The sequence below is a fragment of the Enterobacter pseudoroggenkampii genome (genome assembly GCF_026420145.1).
In the GTDB taxonomy this organism is placed as follows: domain Bacteria; phylum Pseudomonadota; class Gammaproteobacteria; order Enterobacterales; family Enterobacteriaceae; genus Enterobacter; species Enterobacter pseudoroggenkampii.
In genome coordinates, this window is record NZ_JAPMLV010000002.1 from 90,631 (window position 1) to 112,392 (window position 21,762).

At 55.4% G+C, this 21,762-nt stretch carries 19 protein-coding genes and 1 pseudogene; 12 read left to right on the forward strand and 8 right to left on the reverse strand.

From position 1 onward, the window contains the following. Window positions 1-2: 2 nt before the first annotated feature. The gene (locus OTG14_RS13660) at window positions 3-794 is read left to right on the forward strand and encodes a DUF2950 family protein (protein ID WP_267215241.1); all 792 of its coding nucleotides are present in this window, start codon (window positions 3-5) and stop codon (window positions 792-794) included. A 55-nt stretch (window positions 795-849) separates the two neighbouring features. On the opposite strand, the gene traT is transcribed toward OTG14_RS13660, so the two are convergent. From traT to pdhR, 5 genes are all read right to left on the reverse strand, one after another. Next, on the reverse strand, window positions 850-1,581 hold the full coding sequence (gene traT / locus OTG14_RS13665) for a conjugal transfer complement resistance protein TraT (protein WP_048225655.1): 732 nt from the start codon (window positions 1,579-1,581) through the stop codon (window positions 850-852). A gap of 198 nt (window positions 1,582-1,779) precedes the next feature. Then, window positions 1,780-3,204: a dihydrolipoyl dehydrogenase gene (lpdA, locus tag OTG14_RS13670; protein WP_003856313.1), complete on the reverse strand. Its 1,425-nt coding sequence runs from the start codon at window positions 3,202-3,204 to the stop codon at window positions 1,780-1,782. A gap of 175 nt (window positions 3,205-3,379) precedes the next feature. Continuing rightward, window positions 3,380-5,275, reverse strand: a complete 1,896-nt coding sequence (aceF, locus tag OTG14_RS13675) for a pyruvate dehydrogenase complex dihydrolipoyllysine-residue acetyltransferase (RefSeq protein WP_267215242.1) — start codon at window positions 5,273-5,275, stop codon at window positions 3,380-3,382. Between the two features lie 14 nt (window positions 5,276-5,289). After that, window positions 5,290-7,953, reverse strand: coding sequence for a pyruvate dehydrogenase (acetyl-transferring), homodimeric type (aceE, locus tag OTG14_RS13680; protein ID WP_024907478.1), 2,664 nt, complete (start codon window positions 7,951-7,953; stop codon window positions 5,290-5,292). Window positions 7,954-8,076: 123 nt separating this feature from the next. After that, entirely contained in the window at window positions 8,077-8,841 is a 765-nt protein-coding gene (gene pdhR, locus OTG14_RS13685; protein ID WP_014882565.1) for a pyruvate dehydrogenase complex transcriptional repressor PdhR, read from the reverse strand. A 263-nt stretch (window positions 8,842-9,104) separates the two neighbouring features. Between pdhR and OTG14_RS13690 the strand changes: the two genes are divergently transcribed. The 4 genes from OTG14_RS13690 (at window position 9,105) to OTG14_RS13705 (ending at window position 13,272) form a co-directional block, all read left to right on the forward strand. Further along, window positions 9,105-9,332, forward strand: a complete 228-nt coding sequence (locus OTG14_RS13690) for a hypothetical protein (protein WP_081112054.1) — start codon at window positions 9,105-9,107, stop codon at window positions 9,330-9,332. A gap of 46 nt (window positions 9,333-9,378) precedes the next feature. Continuing rightward, window positions 9,379-10,749, forward strand: coding sequence for an aromatic amino acid transporter AroP (gene aroP, locus OTG14_RS13695; RefSeq protein WP_024907477.1), 1,371 nt, complete (start codon window positions 9,379-9,381; stop codon window positions 10,747-10,749). Window positions 10,750-10,913: 164 nt separating this feature from the next. Further along, on the forward strand, window positions 10,914-12,311 hold the full coding sequence (locus OTG14_RS13700) for a glycoside-pentoside-hexuronide (GPH):cation symporter (protein WP_061715960.1): 1,398 nt from the start codon (window positions 10,914-10,916) through the stop codon (window positions 12,309-12,311). 10 nt (window positions 12,312-12,321) lie between these two features. Beyond that, window positions 12,322-13,272, forward strand: coding sequence for a glycoside hydrolase family 43 protein (locus OTG14_RS13705; RefSeq protein ID WP_061715961.1), 951 nt, complete (start codon window positions 12,322-12,324; stop codon window positions 13,270-13,272). A gap of 18 nt (window positions 13,273-13,290) precedes the next feature. On the opposite strand, the gene ampE is transcribed toward OTG14_RS13705, so the two are convergent. Both ampE and ampD read right to left on the reverse strand, forming a co-directional pair. Then, window positions 13,291-14,145 (reverse strand): beta-lactamase regulator AmpE, encoded by an 855-nt coding sequence (gene ampE, locus OTG14_RS13710; RefSeq protein WP_048989638.1) that lies wholly within the window; start codon window positions 14,143-14,145, stop codon window positions 13,291-13,293. A gap of 9 nt (window positions 14,146-14,154) precedes the next feature. Then, window positions 14,155-14,705: pseudogene (gene ampD / locus OTG14_RS13715) on the reverse strand (1,6-anhydro-N-acetylmuramyl-L-alanine amidase AmpD). A gap of 87 nt (window positions 14,706-14,792) precedes the next feature. On the opposite strand from ampD, the gene nadC reads away from it, so the two are divergent. The 4 genes from nadC to hofC all read left to right on the forward strand — a co-directional run bounded on the left by nadC (window position 14,793) and on the right by hofC (window position 18,865). Beyond that, window positions 14,793-15,686: a carboxylating nicotinate-nucleotide diphosphorylase gene (nadC, locus tag OTG14_RS13720; RefSeq protein WP_024907472.1), complete on the forward strand. Its 894-nt coding sequence runs from the start codon at window positions 14,793-14,795 to the stop codon at window positions 15,684-15,686. 174 nt (window positions 15,687-15,860) lie between these two features. Then, window positions 15,861-16,298, forward strand: a complete 438-nt coding sequence (ppdD, locus tag OTG14_RS13725) for a prepilin peptidase-dependent pilin (protein WP_024907471.1) — start codon at window positions 15,861-15,863, stop codon at window positions 16,296-16,298. A 10-nt stretch (window positions 16,299-16,308) separates the two neighbouring features. Further along, window positions 16,309-17,691, forward strand: a complete 1,383-nt coding sequence (gspE, locus tag OTG14_RS13730; RefSeq protein WP_267215243.1) for a type II secretion system protein GspE — start codon at window positions 16,309-16,311, stop codon at window positions 17,689-17,691. Then, complete coding sequence (hofC, locus tag OTG14_RS13735) at window positions 17,681-18,865, forward strand: protein transport protein HofC (protein WP_267215244.1); 1,185 nt, start codon at window positions 17,681-17,683, stop codon at window positions 18,863-18,865. The genes gspE and hofC overlap by 11 nt, the downstream gene beginning before the upstream one ends. A gap of 43 nt (window positions 18,866-18,908) precedes the next feature. Here hofC and OTG14_RS13740 read toward each other — a convergent pair whose 3' ends face one another. After that, the gene (locus OTG14_RS13740; protein WP_024907468.1) at window positions 18,909-19,952 is read right to left on the reverse strand and encodes a GMP reductase; all 1,044 of its coding nucleotides are present in this window, start codon (window positions 19,950-19,952) and stop codon (window positions 18,909-18,911) included. Between the two features lie 228 nt (window positions 19,953-20,180). Between OTG14_RS13740 and coaE the strand changes: the two genes are divergently transcribed. From coaE to yacG, 3 genes are read left to right on the forward strand one after another with little or no spacing between them, the layout of a single operon-like run. Continuing rightward, on the forward strand, window positions 20,181-20,801 hold the full coding sequence (coaE, locus tag OTG14_RS13745; RefSeq protein WP_267215245.1) for a dephospho-CoA kinase: 621 nt from the start codon (window positions 20,181-20,183) through the stop codon (window positions 20,799-20,801). Then, window positions 20,801-21,544 (forward strand): cell division protein ZapD, encoded by a 744-nt coding sequence (gene zapD, locus OTG14_RS13750; protein ID WP_248165997.1) that lies wholly within the window; start codon window positions 20,801-20,803, stop codon window positions 21,542-21,544. The genes coaE and zapD overlap by 1 nt, the downstream gene beginning before the upstream one ends. A 9-nt stretch (window positions 21,545-21,553) precedes the next feature. After that, window positions 21,554-21,748, forward strand: a complete 195-nt coding sequence (yacG, locus tag OTG14_RS13755; RefSeq protein WP_024907465.1) for a DNA gyrase inhibitor YacG — start codon at window positions 21,554-21,556, stop codon at window positions 21,746-21,748. Window positions 21,749-21,762: the final 14 nt, after the last annotated feature.

A 21,762-nucleotide genomic window follows, 5' to 3' on the forward strand; every position in this document is an offset into this window, starting at 1 on the left:
ACATGAAAAGTAAACTACTCAGTGGCATGGTGTTGTTCATGCTTTCGGCTTCGGTGATGGCGCAGCAATCCTTTAGCACCCCCGATCAGGCAACCGATGCGCTGACCAAAGCCATTAGTGAGCATAATGAGAGCGCTATGAGCAATCTGCTTGGAGAAAACTGGCGCGATTTTCTGCCCCCTGAAGGCGTTGACCCGGATGCCGTCGATCGTTTCCTTCGCGACTGGAAAGTCCGTCATAACACGGTTGTCCAAGGGGATACGGCGCATCTGGTTGTCGGTGACAACAGCTGGCAGCTTCCTATCCCGGTGATCAAAACCGCTGCCGGTTGGCAGTTCGATATCAAAGAAGGGGCGGAAGAGATCCTGACCCGCGAAATCGGGCGTAACGAACTTGCCGCCATTGAAGCCTTACATGCCTATGTTGATGCGCAGCAAAGCTACTTTGCGATGAACCAGAAATTCGCGCAGAAGATTGTCAGCTCGAAAGGGAAAAAAGACGGTTTGTACTGGCCCGCCTCTCCCGGCGAAGCGCCCAGTCCGCTCGGACCGGCATTTAGCCCAAAAGAGCCGGGTACCGGTTATCACGGCTATCGTTTCCGCATCCTGCCGGATAATAACGGTTTCGCGATGGTGGCCTGGCCAGTCAGCTATGGTCAGACGGGCGTGATGAGCTTTGTAATAAATCAGGACGACAAGGTGTACCAGTCCGATCTCGGCAGCGAGTCGGAGCAAAAGGCCCGGGCGCTGGCCTCATACGCGCCTGATAAAACCTGGCAGCCCGTCGAACCCTGAATACCCGCTCTGCCTGTAGGCCGGGTAAGGCGAAGCCGCCCCCCGGCTTTTTAACTTACAGAATATTGGCGACTGATTTCGCCAACTGAGCTTCCAGAACCGGTTTGGCTTCTTCAAACTTCAGGTTTACTTTGTTAGCGTTCGACACCACGCGGGTTTGATACTTCGCACGGTCGCCCTGCTCGGAGCTGGTTTGCAGCTTCACGCCAGACGTTCCCTGACGCAGCGCCGCGATGTTGTCCGTGGTGACCTTCGCCTTGCTGCGCTCGGAGATCTGCAGGTCGGTCACCATGGTATAGTTTACGTCTTCCACCATCGCATCTGCCGCCATGCCGATCAGCCCCGCAGCCAGCCCCACGCCCAGCGCTGCGCCGGAGGAGTTGCTGTTGTAGGCCGTGATACCGGCACCCAGCGCGGCACCCACAGCGGCACCTTCATAGCCGGTTTTCAGGTAGCCCTGAGATTCACGCAAGTCCATTTTGTCTGCTTTCAGAACGTTAGCCTGCACCCAATAGTATGCGCTGTCAGGAGAGCTGGTGACCTTGTATCCCTTGGCACTCAGATCGTTTGCCAGCAGCGTCTGCAGGTTGCTCATGTCTTTATCAGAAGTGTTTTTAACCTGAATGTAGACCGTTTTTTCACTGGATGGCTCAAGCCAGATGGTTTCACTCATCTGCGTTTTTACTTCCAGGTTGCGTTTTTTCACCGCCGTCGTCATCGCACCGCACCCAGTCAGCGTCATCACTGCCGCTAATAAGCCAATCCCCATCACTTTCTTCAAAGACATGTTATTTCCTTTTTGTGTGTAATCAAAAGTCCAGAATCGTTAACCGTGCGGCCAGTAGCTACACAATGGTGCAAAAGGTATCGGCAGACAGATGAAAATTTTTAGAGGAAATAACAATAAGTTACCTACCATAATGGGTAGTTTTCAGGCAAAAAAAAAAACGCCTCCAGAGGAGGCGTTAGCAATCAGGGAAGAAACTTATTTCTTCTTCGCTTTCGCGTTTGGCAGGTCGGTGATGCTGCCTTCAAACACTTCTGCCGCCAGGCCCACGGACTCGTGCAGAGTCGGGTGAGCGTGGATGGTCAGCGCGATGTCTTCAGCGTCACAGCCCATTTCGATAGCCAGACCGATTTCACCCAGCAGCTCGCCGCCGTTGGTACCGACAATCGCACCACCGATTACACGGTGAGTCTCTTTGTCGAAGATCAGTTTGGTCATACCGTCTGCGCAGTCGGAAGCGATAGCACGGCCAGAAGCAGCCCACGGGAAGGTGGCGGTTTCGTAGCTGATGCCTTTCTCTTTCGCTTCTTTCTCGGTCAGACCCACCCATGCCACTTCTGGCTCGGTGTACGCGATAGATGGGATGACTTTCGGATCGAAGTAGTGCTTCATGCCGGCGATAACTTCAGCGGCAACGTGACCTTCGTGAACACCTTTGTGTGCCAGCATTGGCTGGCCGACGATATCGCCGATTGCAAAGATGTGCGGCACGTTAGTGCGCAGCTGCTTGTCAACGCGGATAAAGCCACGGTCGTCCACTTCCACGCCAGCTTTGCCCGCGTCGAGGTTTTTACCGTTCGGCACACGGCCGATAGCCACCAGCACGGCGTCGTAACGCTGTGGTTCGGATGGGGCTTTTTTGCCTTCCATGGAAACGTAAATACCGTCTTCTTTCGCTTCAACGGCAGTCACTTTGGTTTCCAGCATCAGGTTAAATTTCTTGCTGATGCGTTTGGTGAAGACCTTAACGATGTCTTTGTCGGCAGCCGGGATAACCTGGTCGAACATTTCAACCACGTCGATCTCTGAACCCAGCGCATGGTACACGGTACCCATTTCCAGACCGATGATACCGCCGCCCATAACCAGCAGACGCTTAGGAACGGTTTTCAGCTCCAGCGCATCGGTGGAATCCCACACGCGTGGATCTTCATGCGGAATGAATGGCAGTTCGATTGGGCGAGAGCCTGCCGCGATGATCGCGTTGTCGAAGTTGATCACGGTTTTGCCGTTTTCGCCTTCCACTTCCAGGGTGTTCGCACCGGTGAATTTACCCAGACCGTTTACCACTTTCACTTTACGGCCTTTGGCCATACCCGCCAGACCGCCGGTCAGCTGAGTGATAACTTTCTCTTTCCAGGTACGAATTTTGTCGATGTCGGTTTTCGGCTCGCCGAAGACGATACCGTGTTCAGCCAGCGCTTTGGCTTCTTCGATAACTTTCGCTACGTGCAGCAGCGCTTTAGAAGGGATACAGCCGACGTTCAGACAAACACCGCCGAGGGTGCTGTAACGCTCTACGATGACGGTTTCCAGACCTAAATCCGCGGCGCGGAATGCTGCGGAGTAACCTGCCGGGCCTGCCCCAAGTACTACGACCTGAGTTTTGATTTCTGTGCTCATCATGACCTCTTAATTTATACCCGTCGTCCACCGGGTCGTTCTATCCGCCCGCAGTTTACAAAATTGTTAACAATTTTGAAACAACAAACGGCTCACGAATTGTCGCTTTCGCCAATAACCTCACAAACCCCATGAGATTATCAGAAAAAAGCCGGCCGACTGGCCGGCTTTTCGATTACATCACCAGGCGGCGAATGTCGCTCAGCATGTTGTTGATGATGGTGATGAAACGCGCACCATCAGCACCGTCGATTACGCGGTGGTCGAAGGACAGAGAGATTGGCATCATCAGACGCGGTACGAACTCTTTGCCATTCCACACCGGCTCCATCGCGGACTTGGACACACCGAGGATAGCCACTTCCGGCGCGTTCACAATCGGCGCGAAGTGGGTAGTACCCAGGCCGCCGATGCTGGAGATAGTGAAGCAGCCGCCCTGCATTTCGCCGGCAGTCAGCTTACCATCACGCGCTTTCTTGGAGATCACGGTCAGTTCACGGGACAGCTCGGTAATGCTCTTCTTGTTCACGTCTTTGAAGACCGGAACAACCAGACCATTTGGCGTATCAACCGCAACACCGATGTTGATGTATTTCTTCAGCGTCAGCTTCTGACCGTCTTCGGACAGGGAGCTGTTGAAGCGTGGCATCTGTTCCAGAGCCGCAGCAACCGCTTTCATGATGAAGACCACTGGGGTGAATTTCACGTCCAGTTTGCGCTTCTCGGCTTCGGCGTTCTGCTGTTTACGGAACGTTTCCAGATCGGTGATATCGGTCTTATCAAAGTGCGTAACGTGCGGGATCATCACCCAGTTACGGCTCAGGTTCGCACCAGAGATTTTCTGGATACGGCCCAGCTCCACTTCTTCGATTTCGCCGAACTTGCTGAAGTCCACTTTCGGCCATGGCAGCATGCCCGGGATACCGCCGCCAGCGGCTGCAGCTGGTGCAGCTTCGGCACGTTTCACCGCGTCTTTCACGTAGGTCTGAACGTCTTCGCGCAGGATACGCCCCTTACGGCCGGTCCCTTTTACTTTCGCCAGGTTCACACCGAATTCGCGCGCCAGGCGACGAATCAGCGGGGTAGCGTGGACGTAAGCGTCGTTTTCAGCGAACTCAGATTTTTCTGCTTTAGCAGCAGGGGCAGCGGCTGGTTTAGCAGCCTGAGCCGGCGCAGCAGCAGGTGCTGGAGCAGCCGCGGCAGCCGGAGCTGCGGCAGGCGCAGCGCCTTCCACTTCGAAGACCATGATCAGAGAGCCGGTAGACACTTTGTCGCCGGTGCTGATTTTGATCTCTTTAACCGTACCCGCGAACGGCGCAGGGACTTCCATAGAAGCCTTGTCGCCTTCAACGGTGATCAGTGACTGTTCAGCGGCAACTTTGTCGCCCACTTTCACCATCACTTCGGTGACTTCAACTTCGTCACCGCCGATGTCCGGTACGTTAACGTCTTTCGCGCCGCCAGCAGCGGCTGGTGCTGCGGCTGGAGCCGGAGCAGCGGCCTGTGCAGGCGCGGCAGCGCCTTCTGCACCCGCCACTTCGAAGACCATAATCAGGGAGCCAGTAGACACTTTGTCACCGGTGTTGATCTTGATCTCTTTAACGGTACCGGCGAACGGCGCTGGCACTTCCATAGAGGCTTTGTCGCCTTCTACGGTGATCAGTGACTGCTCGGCCGCAACGGTGTCGCCCACTTTCACCAGGATTTCAGTGACTTCAACTTCGTCACCGCCGATGTCAGGCACGTTCACTTCTTTCGCGCTCGCGGCAGCTGCTGGAGCAGCGGCGGCCGGAGCGGCTTTCTTCTCTTCCTGCGCAGGTGCAGCAGCTGCTGCACCGTCGGCGGAATCGAAAATCATGATCAGTTTGCCAGTCTCGGTTTTATCGCCAACAGAGACTTTGATCTCTTTAACGATGCCAGCCTGAGGAGACGGGACTTCCATAGAGGCTTTGTCGCCTTCTACGGTGATCAGCGACTGTTCAGCTTCAACTTTGTCGCCAACTTTGACCAGGATCTCGGTGATTTCAACTTCATCAGCCCCGATGTCCGGTACATTGATTTCGATAGCCATTATTCTTTTACCTCTTACGCCAGACGCGGGTTAACTTTTTCTGCATCGATGTTGAATTTGGTGATTGCGTCCGCAACCACTTTCTTATCGATTTCGCCACGTTTAGCCAGTTCGCCCAGTGCTGCTACAACCACGTAAGAAGCATCAACTTCGAAGTGGTGACGCAGGTTTTCGCGGCTGTCAGAACGACCGAAGCCGTCAGTACCCAGAACGCGATAATCATCAGCTGGAACGTAAGTACGAACCTGCTCAGCGAACAGTTTCATATAGTCAGTAGACGCCACCGCTGGCGCGTCGTTCATCACCTGAGCGATGTACGGAACGCGTGGGGTTTCCATTGGGTGCAGCATGTTCCAGCGCTCACAATCCTGGCCATCACGCGCCAGCTCAGTGAAGGAGGTAACAGAGTACACATCGGAACCGACACCGTAGTCTTTCGCCAGGATCTGCGCTGCTTCACGTACGTGACGCAGGATAGAACCGGAGCCCAGCAGCTGAACTTTACCTTTGCTACCTTCAATGGTTTCGAGTTTGTAGATACCTTTACGGATACCTTCCTCGGCACCTGCTGGCATTGCCGGCATGTGGTAGTTTTCGTTCAGGGTGGTGATGTAGTAGTAAATGTTCTCCTGCGCTTCACCGTACATGCGCTGCAGACCGTCATGCATGATGACTGCCACTTCGTACGCGTAAGACGGGTCGTAAGAGATACAGTTAGGGATAGTCAGAGACTGAATGTGGCTGTGGCCATCTTCGTGCTGCAGACCTTCACCGTTCAGGGTCGTACGACCGGAAGTACCGCCTACCAGGAAGCCGCGAGCCTGCTGGTCGCCTGCCTGCCAGCACAGGTCGCCGATACGCTGGAACCCGAACATGGAGTAGTAAATGTAAAACGGGATCATCGGCAGGTTGTTGGTGCTGTAAGAAGTCGCAGCAGCCAGCCAGGATGCGCCTGCGCCCAGCTCGTTGATACCTTCCTGCAGGATCTGACCTTTCTCGTCTTCTTTGTAGTATGCAACCTGCTCACGGTCCTGCGGGGTGTACTGCTGGCCGTTCGGGCTGTAGATACCGATCTGACGGAACAGACCTTCCATACCGAAAGTACGCGCTTCGTCGGCGATGATTGGAACCAGACGATCTTTGATCGACTTGTTCTTCAGCATCACGTTCAGGGCACGAACGAAAGCGATAGTTGTAGAGATCTCTTTGTTCTGCTCTTCCAGCAGCTGAGAGAAATCTTCCAGCGCTGGCAGTTCCAGCTTCTCGGTGAAGTTTGGCTGACGAGCTGGCAGGTAGCCTTTCAGCGCCTGACGACGTTCGTGCAGGTACTTATGCTCTTCAGACCCTTCCGGGAAGGTGATGTAAGACAGGTTTTCTACCTGCTCATCGGTCACTGGAACGTTGAAACGGTCGCGGATATAACGCACGCCGTCCATGTTCATTTTCTTAACCTGGTGAGCGATGTTTTTACCTTCTGCGGTATCACCCATGCCGTAACCTTTGATGGTGTGGGCCAGGATTACAGTCGCTTTACCTTTGGTTTCACGCGCTTTTTTCAGTGCAGCGTAGACTTTCTTCGGATCGTGACCACCGCGGTTCAGGGCCCAGATCTGCTCATCAGTCCAGTCTGCAACCAGGGCTGCGGTTTCAGGGTATTTGCCGAAGAAGTGCTCACGAACGTAGGCACCGTCTTTGGATTTGAAGGTCTGGTAGTCACCGTCAACGGTTTCGTTCATCAGTTGGATCAGTTTACCGCTGGTGTCTTTACGCAGCAGTTCATCCCAACGACCGCCCCACATGACTTTGATCACGTTCCAGCCAGCACCCGCGAAGATGCCTTCCAGTTCGTTGATGATCTTGCCGTTGCCGGTTACCGGACCATCCAGACGCTGCAGGTTACAGTTGATGATGAAGCACAGGTTGTCCAGCTTCTCACGGGTTGCGATGGTGATCGCACCTTTAGATTCTGGCTCATCCATTTCGCCGTCGCCCAGGAAGGCGTAAACGGTCTGCTCAGAGGTGTCTTTCAGACCACGGTGTTCCAGATACTTCAGGAATTTAGCCTGGTAGATCGCACCGATTGGGCCCAGACCCATAGATACGGTCGGGAACTGCCAGAATTCAGGCATCAGTTTAGGGTGCGGGTAAGAAGACAGACCTTTACCGTGAACTTCCTGACGGAAGTTGTTCATCTGCTCTTCAGTCAGACGACCTTCCAGGAAGGCACGTGCATAGATGCCCGGAGAGATGTGGCCCTGGAAGTACACCAGGTCGCCGCCGTCTTTCTCGTTCGCTGCACGGAAGAAGTGGTTGAAGCACACTTCGTAAACGGTCGCAGAAGACTGGAAGGACGCCATGTGGCCACCCAGCTCCAGGTCTTTCTTGGAGGCGCGCAGAACGGTCATGATGGCGTTCCAGCGGATTGCAGAACGGATACGACGTTCCAGATCCAGATTGCCCGGGTATTCCGGTTCGTCTTCGACGGCAATCGTGTTTACGTAGTTGCTAGCCCCTGCACCTGAAGCAACCTTCACACCGCCTTTGCGGGCTTCAGAAAGCAGCTGATCAATCAGATACTGAGCGCGCTCAACACCTTCTTCACGGATGACCGATTCGATCGCCTGTAGCCAGTCGCGAGTTTCGATCGGATCCACGTCATTTTGGAGACGTTCTGACATGGGGGTATTCCTTATCTATCTAATACGTTGATTTGTCTGGAACCTGTCCCATTGTGCTCTTGAGCAAGAACACAATAAGACAGGTTCTGCGTTTAGTTGCCGCGCTCTAAAAGTACCTGGCGCTTAATCCTTTCGTTGCTGTATGCGGCGTAATGAACGTTCGCGTCGCGATTGTTCACGGCTGCGGTCCAGCAAGATTTCCTCAATGAAAGCCAGATGGCGGTGCGACGCTTCACGCGCCTGCTCCGGTTCCCCGGCCATTATCGCCTCGAATATTCGGGTGCGATGGTTGCTTACCAGTGGGAGCATCTCCCGACGGGCATACAACAATTCAAAATTCTGACGAACGTTCTGGGCCAGCATCGGCTCCATGCAGCGTAGCAGATGGAGGAGCACCACATTGTGTGCCGCTTCGGTGACGGCGATTTGATACTGGACGACGGCGCTGGACTCGGCGTCTAAATCGCCGGACTGCTGTGCCCGTTCAATGGCCTGATGCAGTTCGCGGATGCGCACGCGATCTTCATCAGTGCTGCGAAGGGCGGCGTAATAGGCCGCAATCCCTTCAAGCGCGTGACGGGTCTCAAGCAGGTCAAACTGGGATTCTGGGTGGTCAGAGAGAAGTTCTACCAGCGGATCGCTGAAGCTCTGCCACAGGCTGTTTTGCACAAAGGTTCCGCCGCCCTGGCGACGAAGCAGCAAGCCCTTTGCTTCGAGACGTTGAATCGCCTCACGCAGAGAGGGACGTGAAACGTCGAACTGTTTTGCCAGCTCGCGTTCTGGTGGAAGTTTCTCACCCGGGCGCAGAGTCCCTTCGAGGATTAAAAACTCCAGCTGCTGCTCAATCACATCAGATAGTTTTGGTTGGCGAATTTTGCTGTAGGCCATATTCCCTGTCTTACGCCTTTTTGCCCGGAGTCAATTGGTCTTACCAATTTCTATTTCGTATCGCTAAAGTAACAAAGTATTCACCTTCTGTCCATATTGGTTTTGATTGAAATCAGTAAACCCTGCACATTTTAACAACCTTACAGAAATAACGTTTCAGAAATGTAACTTTGCACAAATGAGTTGATTACTCCTAAAGAGGGGGTTTTAACCATAATGAAACGAGGGTTTTTGCAATCTGAAGCGATTCAACAAGGCAAATAATGAAAATTCGCCCACTTACGGCGCATTTCTATTCTATAGGTTGGGTTAGGAACAACGAGCGGGCCGATTTACAAATGCTTTCTTTTTATTCAAGTCGTCATCACCCCTTCATAAAGCAGGTGCATTCGCAGGCGCTTACCACTATTCTTGCGCTTACGGAAGTCATCTCCGCTTTTTTCGGTCTCGTTAACCGTAAAGAAATAAATACAGAATATGGATTTTCATAATTACACACGCACAGCGTGAACATAACAACCACACACGAGGTTTCAAATGGAAGCTCAACAGCACGGCGATCAGCTAAAGCGCGGGCTTAAAAACCGCCATATTCAGCTCATCGCACTGGGCGGTGCGATAGGTACCGGCCTGTTTCTGGGCAGCGCATCCGTTATCCAGTCTGCCGGTCCGGGTATTATTTTGGGTTACGCGATTGCGGGTTTCATTGCTTTTCTGATCATGCGCCAGCTGGGCGAAATGGTCGTTGAAGAGCCGGTCGCAGGCTCCTTCAGCCACTTTGCCTATAAATACTGGGGCAGCTTTGCCGGTTTCGCCTCAGGCTGGAACTACTGGGTGCTGTACGTTCTGGTTGCCATGGCCGAACTGACGGCCGTCGGGAAATACATTCAGTTCTGGTATCCCGAAATCCCAACCTGGGCTTCTGCTGCGGCCTTCTTCGTCATTATCAACGCCATTAACCTCACCAACGTTAAAGTGTTCGGTGAGATGGAGTTCTGGTTCGCCATCATCAAAGTCATTGCCGTGGTGGCGATGATTATCTTTGGCGGCTGGCTGCTGTTCAGCGGCAACGGCGGACCGCAGGCCACCGTGCGCAACCTCTGGGAACAGGGTGGCTTCCTGCCTCACGGCATGACAGGTCTGGTGATGATGATGGCCATCATTATGTTCTCCTTTGGCGGTCTGGAGCTGGTGGGTATCACCGCCGCTGAAGCCGACAACCCGGAGCAGAGCATTCCAAAAGCCACTAACCAGGTTATCTACCGTATTCTGATCTTCTATGTGGGCTCGCTGGCCGTGCTGCTCTCCCTGCTGCCATGGACGCGCGTCACCGCTGACACCAGCCCGTTTGTGCTGATCTTCCACGAGCTGGGCGACACCTTTGTCGCCAACGCCCTGAACATCGTGGTACTGACCGCAGCGCTCTCCGTATACAACAGCTGCGTATACTGCAATAGCCGTATGCTGTTCGGCCTCGCCCAACAGGGCAACGCGCCGAAGATGCTGCTTAACGTTGATAAACGCGGCGTGCCGGTGAATACCATCATTGTTTCCGCCATCGTGACCGCCCTGTGCGTGCTCATTAACTACATGGCACCGGAATCGGCTTTTGGCCTGCTGATGGCGCTGGTGGTCTCTGCCCTGGTCATCAACTGGGCGATGATCAGCCTGGCACACATCAAGTTCCGCCGCGCGAAACAGCAGCAGGGCGTCACCACGCGCTTCCCTGCCCTGCTCTATCCGCTGGGTAACTGGATCTGCCTGCTGTTTATGGCGGCCGTGCTGGTGATCATGCTGATCACGCCGGGTATGGCGATTTCCGTCTACCTGATCCCGGTCTGGATTGCGATCCTGGGCGTGGGCTATCTCTTCAGTCAGAAAAGCCGTAATGCCATGAAGGCGCACTAAGCCTCCCTCCGCGGTACCTGCTTTTACGGGTACCGCGCGTTGTTACCTCCCTCACACTTTCGCGCCCACAGCGCATTTATCCATATCACCGCCCTGATACTGCAACGCATATATCCCTTCGCCAGCGAATAATTCTCTCCATACCGTAAACCGGAGAGCTGTCGATGGATAACAACACACTGTCAGTAAAAGAAAAGATCGGCTATGGGATGGGCGACGCCGGATGCAACATTATCTTTGGCGCCATCATGCTGTTTGTTAACTATTTTTATACGGATATTTTTGGCCTCGCGCCTGCGCTGGTCGGCGTGCTGCTGCTGTCCGTCCGCGTAATTGACGCCGTAACGGACCCGATCATGGGCGCGATTGCCGACCGTACCCGCAGTAAATATGGCCGGTTTCGTCCATGGCTGCTGTGGATCGCCTTCCCCTACGCGCTGTTCAGCATCCTGATGTTCACCACGCCGGAGTGGAGCTATAACAGCAAAGTTATCTATGCGTTTGTCACCTACTTCCTGCTCTCTTTGACCTATACGGCAATCAACATCCCCTACTGCTCCTTAGGAGGGGTGATCACCAACGATCCAAAAGAACGTGTGGCCTGCCAGTCGTATCGCTTCGTGCTGGTCGGCATCGCCACGCTGCTGCTCTCATTAACGCTGCTGCCGATGGCCGACTGGTTTGGCGGGGACAACAAAGCCAAAGGCTACCAGATGGCGATGACCGTGCTGGCGCTGATTGGCACCTGCATGTTCCTGTTCTGCTTCGCCACCGTGCGCGAGCGCGTGCGCCCGGCGGTACAGACCAACGACGAGTTGAAAAACGATTTGAAAGACGTGTGGAAGAACGACCAGTGGGTACGCATTCTGCTGCTGACGCTCTGCAACGTCTGCCCGGGCTTCATCCGTATGGCGGCCACCATGTATTACGTCACCTGGGTGATGGGCCAGAGCACCCACTTCGCTACGCTGTTTATCAGCCTGGGCGTGGTCGGCATGATGCTCGGCAGCGTGCTGGCAAAAGTGCTGACCGACCGCTGGTGTAAGCTGAAGGTCTTCTTCTGGACCAACATCGTGCTGGCGATTTTCTCCTGCGCCTTCTACTTCTTCGACCCGAAAGCCACCGTCACCATTGTGGTGCTCTACTTCCTGCTGAACATCCTGCACCAGATCCCGTCTCCGCTGCACTGGTCGCTGATGGCCGACGTGGACGACTACGGCGAGTGGAAGACCGGGAAGCGCATCACGGGCATCAGCTTCTCCGGCAACATCTTCTTCCTCAAGCTGGGGCTGGCAATTGCCGGGGCGATGGTCGGCTTCCTGCTCTCCTGGTACGGTTATGACGCGGGCGCGAAAGCGCAGAGCGCGGACGCCATTAACGGGATCGTGCTGCTCTTTACCGTTATTCCCGGCATTGGATACTTAATTACCGCGGGCGTGGTACGTCTGCTGAAGGTGGACCGTGAAACGATGAAACGCATTCAGGAAGACCTGGAAAAACGTCGCACCAATTACCGTGAACTGAGCGACTATCAGGAACTAAAAGCCGCAGAGACAAAATAAGGAGAGCCAAATGCATCAGTGGCCAAACCCGTTTATCGAACAACGTGCCGACCCGTACATTTTACGCCATGAGGGGCAGTACTATTTTATCGCCTCCGTGCCGCAGTACGACAGGCTGGCGGTCCGCCGCGCAGCGTCGCTGGAAGGCTTATGTAATGCTGAAGAAGTGGTGGTCTGGCGCAAACCCGAGACCGGCCCGATGAGCCAGCTCATTTGGGCACCTGAACTGCACCACATTGACGGGAAGTGGTACATCTACTTTGCCGCGACGCACACCCAGGCGCTCGACGCGCTCGGGATGTTCCAGCACCGAATGTTCGCCATTGAATGTGCTGACGACGATCCGCTTACCGGCGCGTGGGTGGAAAAAGGGCAGATAAAAACGCCTTTCGACACCTTCGCCCTGGACGCCACCACCTTTGTGCATCAGGGAAAACGCTGGTATCTGTGGGCGCAAAAAGCGCCGGATATCACCGGGAACTCCAACCTTTACCTGTGCGAAATGGCGAACCCGTGGACGCTAAAAGGCGAGCCGGTGATGCTCAGCAAGCCGGAGTATGACTGGGAGTGTCGCGGATTTTGGGTTAATGAAGGCCCGGCGGTGCTGGTTCACGGCGATAAGCTGTTTATCAGCTATTCCGCCAGCGCCACCGACGAGAACTACTGCATGGGGCTACTGTGGATAGACCTGAATGCCGATCCGAAAAACCCGGCAAACTGGCACAAATCCCCGCGTCCGGTGTTCGTTACCAGCTATGAAAACCGCCAGTTCGGCCCGGGACACAACAGCTTTACGCAAACGCAGGAAGGGGAAGACGTGCTGGTGTATCACGCGCGTAATTACACCGAAATTGAGGGCGATCCGCTGTACGATCCGAACCGGCATACTCGCCTGAAGCTCGTCCGCTGGAATGAAAACGGGATGCCTGATTTCGGCATCCCGCCCGCGGATACGCTGTAGTCTTTGCGGCGCGCTGGCTTACACTAGCGTGCCGTAAATCGTCAGCAGTGCCACGATCACCACCACCACAAACGACGTTTTCTTCGCCATGGAGACAGCGGCTTTTGGTGTTTCAATCTTGTCGGTATGCGGCTCACGCGCCAGCGAGAACTGCGCCAGACGCGTTAGCACCTGGTACTGCGACGTATGGCGGTCAGCCAGCGAAGCAAACCACGCGGGCAGCGCTTTCTCACCATGACCAATTAACGCATACACCACGCCCACCAGACGCACCGGGAGCCAGTCGAGCACGTGCAGGATGGCATCGATGCCGGACAGCAAACGTTCATGCGGCGTCAGATAACGAGCAAGCCAGGTCTGCCAGGCGCGCAGGAACGCATACCCCATCAGCAGTACCGGTCCCCACGGGCCGCCCACCACAAACCAGAACAGCGGCGCCAGGTAGTAACGGAAGTTAATCCACAGCAGCGCGTTCTGCAGCTCGCGCAGAAATTCGCGCTCGTCGCAGTCCGGCGGCACGCCGTGGATCATCGTCAGCTCGCTCGCCATAGCACCGCGCGCATGGGCATCGTCACGGGAGGCGGCTTTCAGGTAGGCGTGATAGTGCAAACGCACCTTGCCCGCACCAATGCACAGCACCCCAAGCAGGATCCACACCACCAGCAGCGGTACGTTGAAAAAGAGTCCGTGCAGCGAGCGCAGGAGCAGGAACGTAATGACCATCACGCCCGCCATCATCAGCAGCGTGCGCAGCATGGAAAAGTGCTTAATCCGGCGGAAAAACACCTCCAGCCGGTGATCCAGATGCCAGTGCTCGCCGAGCTTGAACAGGCGTTCAGCGATGATAACCAGCAGCATGGTAAACAACGTCATGGTATCTCCTTATTCTGACGACGCGGTGAGCATGGCGCGAAACCGGGGCCAGTCAAAGGCCGGCCGGGATCGGTTTTTCTCTCCGGGGCAATATCACTGTGCCCCGTGATATTGTCGGCGATAGCCGGGTAGAGTCCGATAAGCGTGCGGGTCACGGCCGCTAGCTGTTGATACTGTGAATCGGTATAAGGCGTCGTATCCGTGCCTTCCAGTTCGATCCCGATAGAAAAATCGTTGCACCGTTCGCGCCCGTGATACATCGACACCCCGGCATGCCAGGCGCGCTTATGAAAGGGAACATACTGAACCACTTCACCATCGCGACGAATCAGGCAGTGAGCCGATACGCGCAGATGCGCAATTTCAGCAAAAAAGGGATGAGCATCGGGATCAATCGTTCCCGTGAATAACGCATCGATCCACGGGCCGCCAAATTCACCCGGCGGGAGACTAATATTATGAACCACCAGCAGTGTGGGCTTTTCATCCTCCGGGCGGTAATCGTGGTGCGGCGAGGGCACATGCCGCGCATCCACCAGCCATCCGTTTTCTAACAACATGCTGGAACTCCTTCTGTATGGTGCAATGACTCGGTTCAGAGTAGCATGTTTCAATATTATGATTCGTTACCAATTTGGAGTTTTATCATGCCGCCTCGCCGCTACAACCCCGACCACCGACGTGAAGCGCTTCTGGAACGTATTAATATGGATATTCCGGCAAGCGTCTCCCATGCTTTGAAAGAAGATCTGGGCGGTGACGTTAATGCTGAAAAGGATATTACCGCACAATTATTGCCAAAAGAGACGCGCTCCCACGCGGTCATCATCACCCGTGAAGACGGTGTTTTTTGCGGCAAGCGTTGGGTTGAAGAGGTCTTTACTCAACTGGCAGGCGACGATGTGCAGGTAACATGGCACGTGGAAGACGGCGATGCAGTCAAGGCCAACCAGCCGCTGTTCGAACTGGACGGACCTTCCCGCGTCTTGCTGACCGGCGAACGTACCGCGCTCAATTTTGTACAAACGCTCTCAGGCGTGGCCAGCGAAGTGCGTCGCTACGTTGACCTGCTGGCCGGTACCCGCACTCAGCTGCTGGATACCCGCAAAACGCTGCCGGGCCTGCGCACCGCGCTGAAATATGCGGTGCTCTGCGGCGGGGGCGCAAACCATCGTCTGGGCCTGTCCGACGCCTTCCTGATTAAAGAGAACCACATTATTGCCTCCGGCTCCGTGCGTCAGGCGGTGGAGAAAGCCTTCTGGCTGCACCCGGATGTGCCGGTTGAGGTGGAAGTCGAAAACCTGGACGAGCTGGAGCAGGCGATTAAGGCCGGGGCCGATATCATCATGCTCGATAACTTCGAAACAGAGCAGATGCGCGAGGCGGTAAAACTGACAAACGGCCGGGCTCAGCTTGAAGTATCCGGGAACGTCACTTTCGAAACGATCCGTGAATTCGCCGAAACCGGCGTGGATTACATCTCCGTCGGTGCGCTAACCAAACACGTTCGCGCTCTCGACCTCTCAATGCGCTTTAAATAACGCATTCTCCCCTCTCCACCCGGAGAGGGGAATTTCTGCCCCGCTCGCAGATCCGCTGCTCTTCCCTGCAATACTGAATAAATTCTCTGAAGCCCCCTTCCCGTTCCCTTTTTTGCCCCTCGTTTCTGTTCTTTCCCGCTGACAAAGTAGCGCCACTTTGCATAAGGAGCAGATATGGACAGACAACAAGGCTTCACACTCATTGAGCTGATGGTGGTCATTGGCATTATTGCGATTCTGAGCGCCATCGGCGTCCCCGCCTATCAGAATTACCTGCGCAAGGCGGCGCTGACCGATATGCTGCAAACCTTCGTTCCCTACCGCACCGCCATCGAGCTTTGCGCGCTGGATCACGGTGGTGTGGAAAGCTGCGATGCCGGCAGCAACGGCATCCCTTCCCCCACCACGACACGCTACGTTTCAGGAATGAGCGTAGCGAAAGGGGTCGTGACCTTAACAGGACAGGAGAGTCTTAACGGGCTGACGGTAACCATGACGCCACGGTGGAGCGACGGCAACGGTATGACGGGCTGGACGCGTGACTGCAGCATCAGTGCTGACAGCGCCCTGAAGCAGGCCTGCGAAGACGTTTTCCGCTTCGACAATAACTGAGGAGCGGAAAATGAATACCGATCAACTCGTGGCGCTTTGCCTGCGCCATCACGCTCTGCTGCTCAACAGCGACAGTGACATGGTCAGCATCGCCGTTGTAGGCAACCCCGCGGCTGAACTGATGGAGGCGCTGCGTTTCGCCACCCAGAAACGAATTGATATTGAGTGCTGGAGCGCTGAGCGCATGGAAAAACAGCGACAGCTAACGTCACAATCCCATCTGCCCGTTGTTTCGCTAACGCACTCAACGGTAGATATCCTCAACCACACGCTGCAGCAGGCAATCAACCAGCGCGCCTCTGATATTCATATCGAACCGATGGAGCACGCGTGCCAGATCCGTTTACGCATCGACGGGGTTCTTTGCCCCCAGCCTCCGCTTTCCGCCTCGCTGGCAAGCCAGTTCAGCGCGCGTTTAAAAGTGCTGGGTAACCTGGATATTGCAGAGCGTCGTTTGCCACAGGACGGTCAGTTTACGATTGAGCTGGCGAACGCGCCGGTCTCGTTTCGGATCGCGACGCTTCCCTGCAGCGGCGGCGAGAAAATTGTGCTGCGTCTCCTGCATCAGGTTCAGCAGGCCCTTGAGCCAAAAGCGCTTGGCATGAGTGCTGAACAACTGGCCTGTTTTAATGAGGCCCTCCACCAGCCGCAGGGGCTAATTCTGGTTACCGGCCCTACCGGCAGCGGCAAAACCGTGACGCTGTATAGCGCGCTGCAGGCGCGTAACACCCCTGACGTCAACATCTGTAGCGTGGAGGATCCCATTGAGATCCCCCTTGCGGGATTAAACCAGACGCAGATTAATCCCCGGGCGGGTTTAACATTCCAGAGCGTGCTGCGGGCGCTGCTACGCCAGGATCCAGACATCATTATGGTCGGCGAAATTCGTGACGGTGAAACGGCAGGGATTGCCATTAATGCTGCCCAGACCGGGCACCTGGTGCTATCAACGCTGCACACCAACTCGACGACGGAAGCCCTGACTCGCCTGGAGCAGATGGGCGTGGCGCGCTGGATGATATCTTCCGCGCTGTCGATGGTGATTGCCCAGCGGCTGGTCCGGCGTCTGTGCCCGCACTGTCGCCGGGAAGCCAGCGAGCATGCTGAATTACCGCACGCCGTATGGTCCAGACCGCTTCCACGCTGGCAGCCCATCGGCTGTGAGCGCTGTTATCACGGTTTTTATGGCCGTGTGGCCATTTTTGAAGTACTCACGATCGACAATGCCCTGCGGAAGGCCATTACCAGCGGGGCGGGAACAGAAGTGATAGAGGCGAGCGCCCGGCAGGCGGGAATGATTTCTCTTTTTGAGCACGGCTGCATGGCCGTCGAACAGGGGATGACCACGATCGAAGAGCTGGTGCGCGTCCTGGGCATGCCGGATGGCTGCTAATCAGCTCTGGCGCTGGCGAGCGCTCACCCAGGAAGGAGACCCCCGAAGCGGGACACTCTGGGCCACAGACCGCAATGCCGCCTTCACCAGGCTGATGCACAGCGGCCTCCATCCTCTGACGCTGACCCGATGCGCTCAGCGACACCGCTGGCGGCCACATCACTGCTACGAGATGTTTCGCCAGCTCGCAACGCTTCTGCAGGCCGGGCTGACATTGTCCCACAGCCTGCAGATGCTGGCAGAACAACATCCGTTAAAACCGTGGCAGGCGCTGCTGCAAAGCATTGCCGATGAGCTTAGTGAGGGAGCCCCCTTTTCTGAGTCGCTAAAAAAGTGGCCAGCCGTTTTTAGCCCACTGCATGTCTCGATGGTGAAAACCGGTGAGCTCACAGGGAAGCTGGAGGAGTGCTGTCGCCAGCTCGCGCAGCAGCAAAAAGCGCAGCAGCAGCTCAGTGCGAAAGTGAAAAAGGCGCTGCGCTACCCGGCGATCGTCCTGACCCTGGCCGTACTCGTGGTGCTGGCGATGGTCATCCTGGTCTTGCCCGAGTTTGCCGCGATCTACAAAACGTTTAACACTCCGCTTCCGCTGCTGACGCAAATGGTCATGGGGATGGCCGCATTTATGCGGTCATATGCCCTTGCGTTGTTCGCCGCGTTACTCGCGCCCTTAGCCACCGCCTGGACTCTGCGGCAGAACCCTCGCTGGCAGCGCATCCTGATGCTAACTCCCGTGTTGGGCGCACTGGCAAAAGGTCAAAAACTGGGACATATCTTTACCGTGCTGTCACTCACGCAACAGGCGGGCATCCCCTTTTTACAGGGCCTGGCGAGTGCAGAGGAAACTGTTGAGAGCCGGTACTGGCAGGGAATACTTCGCGGCGTGCGAGAGGACATTGAAAAAGGCCTCCCCGTCTGGTCATCCTTTCAGAAAGCGGCCATCTTTACCCCGCTGTGCATTCAGCTTTTACGAACCGGCGAAATGTCAGGTGCGCTGGACATCATGCTGGCAAACCTCGCCCGACATCACACGGAACAGACCTTTCAACGGGCAGATAGCCTGGCGGCACTTCTCGAGCCAGTGCTTCTGATTGTGACGGGGGTCATTATCGGTACGCTGGTGGTGGCAATGTACCTGCCGATTTTCCATCTGGGGGATGCGATGAGCGCGGGTTAGCGCAAAACAGTGCTGGCGCATGGGCATGCGCCAGCGAAAACCATTACAGGCTATTGAATACGCGGTTTTCCTGTTCCTGAACGCGAATAAACGTTGTACGTTTCGTCAGCTCTTTCAGGCGGGATGCCCCAACGTAGGTGCAGGCCGAGCGCAGGCCGCCGAGGATATCGCGCGCGGTGTATTCAACCGGGCCGCGCAGAGGCAGCTTCACGGTTTTGCCTTCTGCCGCACGGTATTTTGCCACGCCACCGACGTGACGGGTCATCGCGGATTCAGAGCTCATGCCGTAGAACAGCATAAATTTCTCGCCGTTCTCTTCAACCACGGTACCACCGCTCTCTTCGTGGCCTGCCAGCATACCGCCGAGCATCACGAAGTCCGCACCGCCACCGAAGGCTTTCGCAACATCACCCGGCATGGTGCAACCGCCGTCGCTGATGATCTGGCCGCCGAGCCCGTGCGCCGCGTCGGCACATTCAATGACGGCGGAGAGCTGCGGATAACCGACGCCGGTTTTGACGCGTGTGGTGCATACGGAGCCCGGGCCAATACCTACTTTCACGATATCTGCACCGGAGAGGATCAGCTCTTCACACATTTCACCGGTCACCACGTTGCCCGCGATGATGGTTTTCGTCGGCCAGGCCTCGCGCGCCTTGCTGACGAACTGCACGAAGTGCTCGGAGTAACCATTCGCCACATCAATGCAAACGAAGTTGAGTGCCGGGTTAGCCTTCAGGATCTGTTTGGTCTTCTCGAAATCCGCATCGGAGGTGCCGGTAGAGACCATCACATGCTTCACCACGTCAGCAGACGCGGACGCAACGAACGCATTCCACTCTTCAGGGCTGTAATGTTTGTGCACGGCGGTGAGAATGTCGAACTGTGCCAGGGCGGTTGCCATCTCAAAGGTTCCCACAGTATCCATGTTGGCAGCGATGATCGGCACGCCAGACCAGGTCTGACCGGAATGCTTAAAGGTGAATTGACGTTCGAGTTCAACGTCTGAGCGACTTTTCAGTGTAGAGCGTTTAGGGCGGATAAGAACGTCTTTGAAACCTAACTTCAGATCTTCTTCGATACGCATGTGCGGATTCCTGGGGTTAGAGGCAAATATGTTAAAAGCACAACTCCAGTGACGTTATCATACGCACTAATACCTGCTCCGCAAGACTGCGAAATTCTCTTTTTTTACGCTACAATCCTATAAATTTACCTGGTAAAAAGCCGGTAAACGGGGCTAAACAGTGGCTGGCGCACGTAAGAATTTTAATCAACTGATTTTAAAAATGAATAATTCCCAGGATTTGATTTAATGGGGTATATCGTCGCATTAACCGGCGGCATCGGTAGTGGCAAAAGTACCGTTGCGGACGCTTTCTCTCGTTTGGGTATCACGATTATCGATGCCGATATCATTGCCCGCCAGGTGGTAGAGCCCAATACACCCGCGCTAAAGGCCATTGCAGAACATTTTGGTCAGGCCATCATCAATGCCGATGGCACACTGAATCGCCGTCAGCTTCGCGAATGCATTTTTTCCGATTCCGCCGAAAAAGCCTGGCTTAATAGCCTTCTCCACCCCATCATCCACCTGGAAACTCAGCGTCAGATCGCCGCGGCCCACTCGCCCTATGTCTTATGGGTGGTTCCGCTACTGGTTGAAAATCAGCTGCAGAAGAAAGCCGATCGGGTGCTGGTGATTGATGTCTCTCCCGAAACGCAAATCCAGCGAACCATGACGCGCGACCATGTCTCGCGGAAGCATGCTGAACACATTCTTGCCGCTCAGGCTACGCGCGCTCAGCGCCTTGCCGTGGCGGATGATGTCATTGATAATAACGGCGCACCAGATGCCATTGCATCGGATGTTGCCCGTCTGCACGCGCAGTATCTGACGTTTGCCGCGCAGGCCGTTGCACAGGAAAAACCATAATGTCGACACACATCCTTTTTGAGCATCCGCTCAACGAAAAAATGCGCACCTGGCTGCGCATCGAATTCCTCATTCAGCAGCTTTCACAACATCTGCCGGTTAACGATCACGCTACGGCGCTGCACTTCTTCCGCAACGTAGGCGATCTGCTGGATGTGATTGAACGCGGCGATGTCCGCACAGAATTACTCAAAGAGCTGGAGCGCCAGCAGCGTAAATTACAGGCATGGGCTGAGGTCCCCGGGGTGGATGTAAGCCGTATCGATTCCCTTCGTCAGCAGCTTAAAACCAGCAGCAGCATCCTGATGGCCGCGCCGCGCGTCGGGCAGTTTTTGCGTGAAGACCGCCTGATTGGCCTGGTGCGCCAACGTCTGAGCATCCCTGGCGGCTGCTGTAGCTTCGACCTGCCGACGCTGCATATGTGGCTACATATGCCACAGCCGCAGCGTGACGCGCAGGTGAACAGCTGGCTGGCAAGCCTGGAGCCGATGCACCAGACGCTGTCGCTGATCCTCGATCTGATTCGTAACTCTGCACCGTTCCGCAAGCAAACCAGCCTGAATGGTTTCTTCCAGGATAACGGTGATGATGCCGATCTTCTGCGTCTCAATCTGTCTCTTGGCGAACAGCTTTACCCACAGATTTCCGGGCATAAGAGCCGCTTTGCGATTCGCTTTATGCCGCTGGACAGTGAAAATGGCACCGTGCCGGAACGTCTCGATTTTGAACTGGCCTGTTGTTAAGGAGTGCCGATGTCTGATGTCACCACCGTAAACTGCCCTACCTGTGGCAAAACCGTTGTCTGGGGCGAAGTGAGTCCGTTCCGCCCATTCTGCTGCAAACGCTGCCAGCTTATTGACCTGGGCGAATGGGCGGCGGAAGAGAAACGCATTCCGAGTAAAGGCGATCTCTCCGACAGCGACGACTGGAGTGAAACCCAGCAGTAATCTGTAAAGCCTGC

What these genes read in the sequence shown, in the direction of transcription:
- OTG14_RS13700 (WP_061715960.1), top strand. Translation starts at nt 10,914, where the DNA reads ATGGATAACAACACACTGTCAGTAAAAGAAAAGATCGGCTATGGGATG.
- OTG14_RS13705 (WP_061715961.1), top strand. Translation starts at nt 12,322, where the DNA reads ATGCATCAGTGGCCAAACCCGTTTATCGAACAACGTGCCGACCCGTAC.
- coaE (WP_267215245.1), top strand. Translation starts at nt 20,181, where the DNA reads ATGGGGTATATCGTCGCATTAACCGGCGGCATCGGTAGTGGCAAAAGT.
- OTG14_RS13690 (WP_081112054.1), top strand. Translation starts at nt 9,105, where the DNA reads ATGAAAATTCGCCCACTTACGGCGCATTTCTATTCTATAGGTTGGGTT.
- ppdD (WP_024907471.1), top strand. Translation starts at nt 15,861, where the DNA reads ATGGACAGACAACAAGGCTTCACACTCATTGAGCTGATGGTGGTCATT.
- gspE (WP_267215243.1), top strand. Translation starts at nt 16,309, where the DNA reads ATGAATACCGATCAACTCGTGGCGCTTTGCCTGCGCCATCACGCTCTG.
- OTG14_RS13660 (WP_267215241.1), top strand. Translation starts at nt 3, where the DNA reads ATGAAAAGTAAACTACTCAGTGGCATGGTGTTGTTCATGCTTTCGGCT.
- ampE (WP_048989638.1), bottom strand. Translation starts at nt 14,145, where the DNA reads ATGACGTTGTTTACCATGCTGCTGGTTATCATCGCTGAACGCCTGTTC.
- traT (WP_048225655.1), bottom strand. Translation starts at nt 1,581, where the DNA reads ATGTCTTTGAAGAAAGTGATGGGGATTGGCTTATTAGCGGCAGTGATG.
- OTG14_RS13740 (WP_024907468.1), bottom strand. Translation starts at nt 19,952, where the DNA reads ATGCGTATCGAAGAAGATCTGAAGTTAGGTTTCAAAGACGTTCTTATC.
- nadC (WP_024907472.1), top strand. Translation starts at nt 14,793, where the DNA reads ATGCCGCCTCGCCGCTACAACCCCGACCACCGACGTGAAGCGCTTCTG.
- zapD (WP_248165997.1), top strand. Translation starts at nt 20,801, where the DNA reads ATGTCGACACACATCCTTTTTGAGCATCCGCTCAACGAAAAAATGCGC.
- yacG (WP_024907465.1), top strand. Translation starts at nt 21,554, where the DNA reads ATGTCTGATGTCACCACCGTAAACTGCCCTACCTGTGGCAAAACCGTT.
- pdhR (WP_014882565.1), bottom strand. Translation starts at nt 8,841, where the DNA reads ATGGCCTACAGCAAAATTCGCCAACCAAAACTATCTGATGTGATTGAG.
- lpdA (WP_003856313.1), bottom strand. Translation starts at nt 3,204, where the DNA reads ATGAGCACAGAAATCAAAACTCAGGTCGTAGTACTTGGGGCAGGCCCG.
- aceE (WP_024907478.1), bottom strand. Translation starts at nt 7,953, where the DNA reads ATGTCAGAACGTCTCCAAAATGACGTGGATCCGATCGAAACTCGCGAC.
- aceF (WP_267215242.1), bottom strand. Translation starts at nt 5,275, where the DNA reads ATGGCTATCGAAATCAATGTACCGGACATCGGGGCTGATGAAGTTGAA.
- hofC (WP_267215244.1), top strand. Translation starts at nt 17,681, where the DNA reads ATGGCTGCTAATCAGCTCTGGCGCTGGCGAGCGCTCACCCAGGAAGGA.
- aroP (WP_024907477.1), top strand. Translation starts at nt 9,379, where the DNA reads ATGGAAGCTCAACAGCACGGCGATCAGCTAAAGCGCGGGCTTAAAAAC.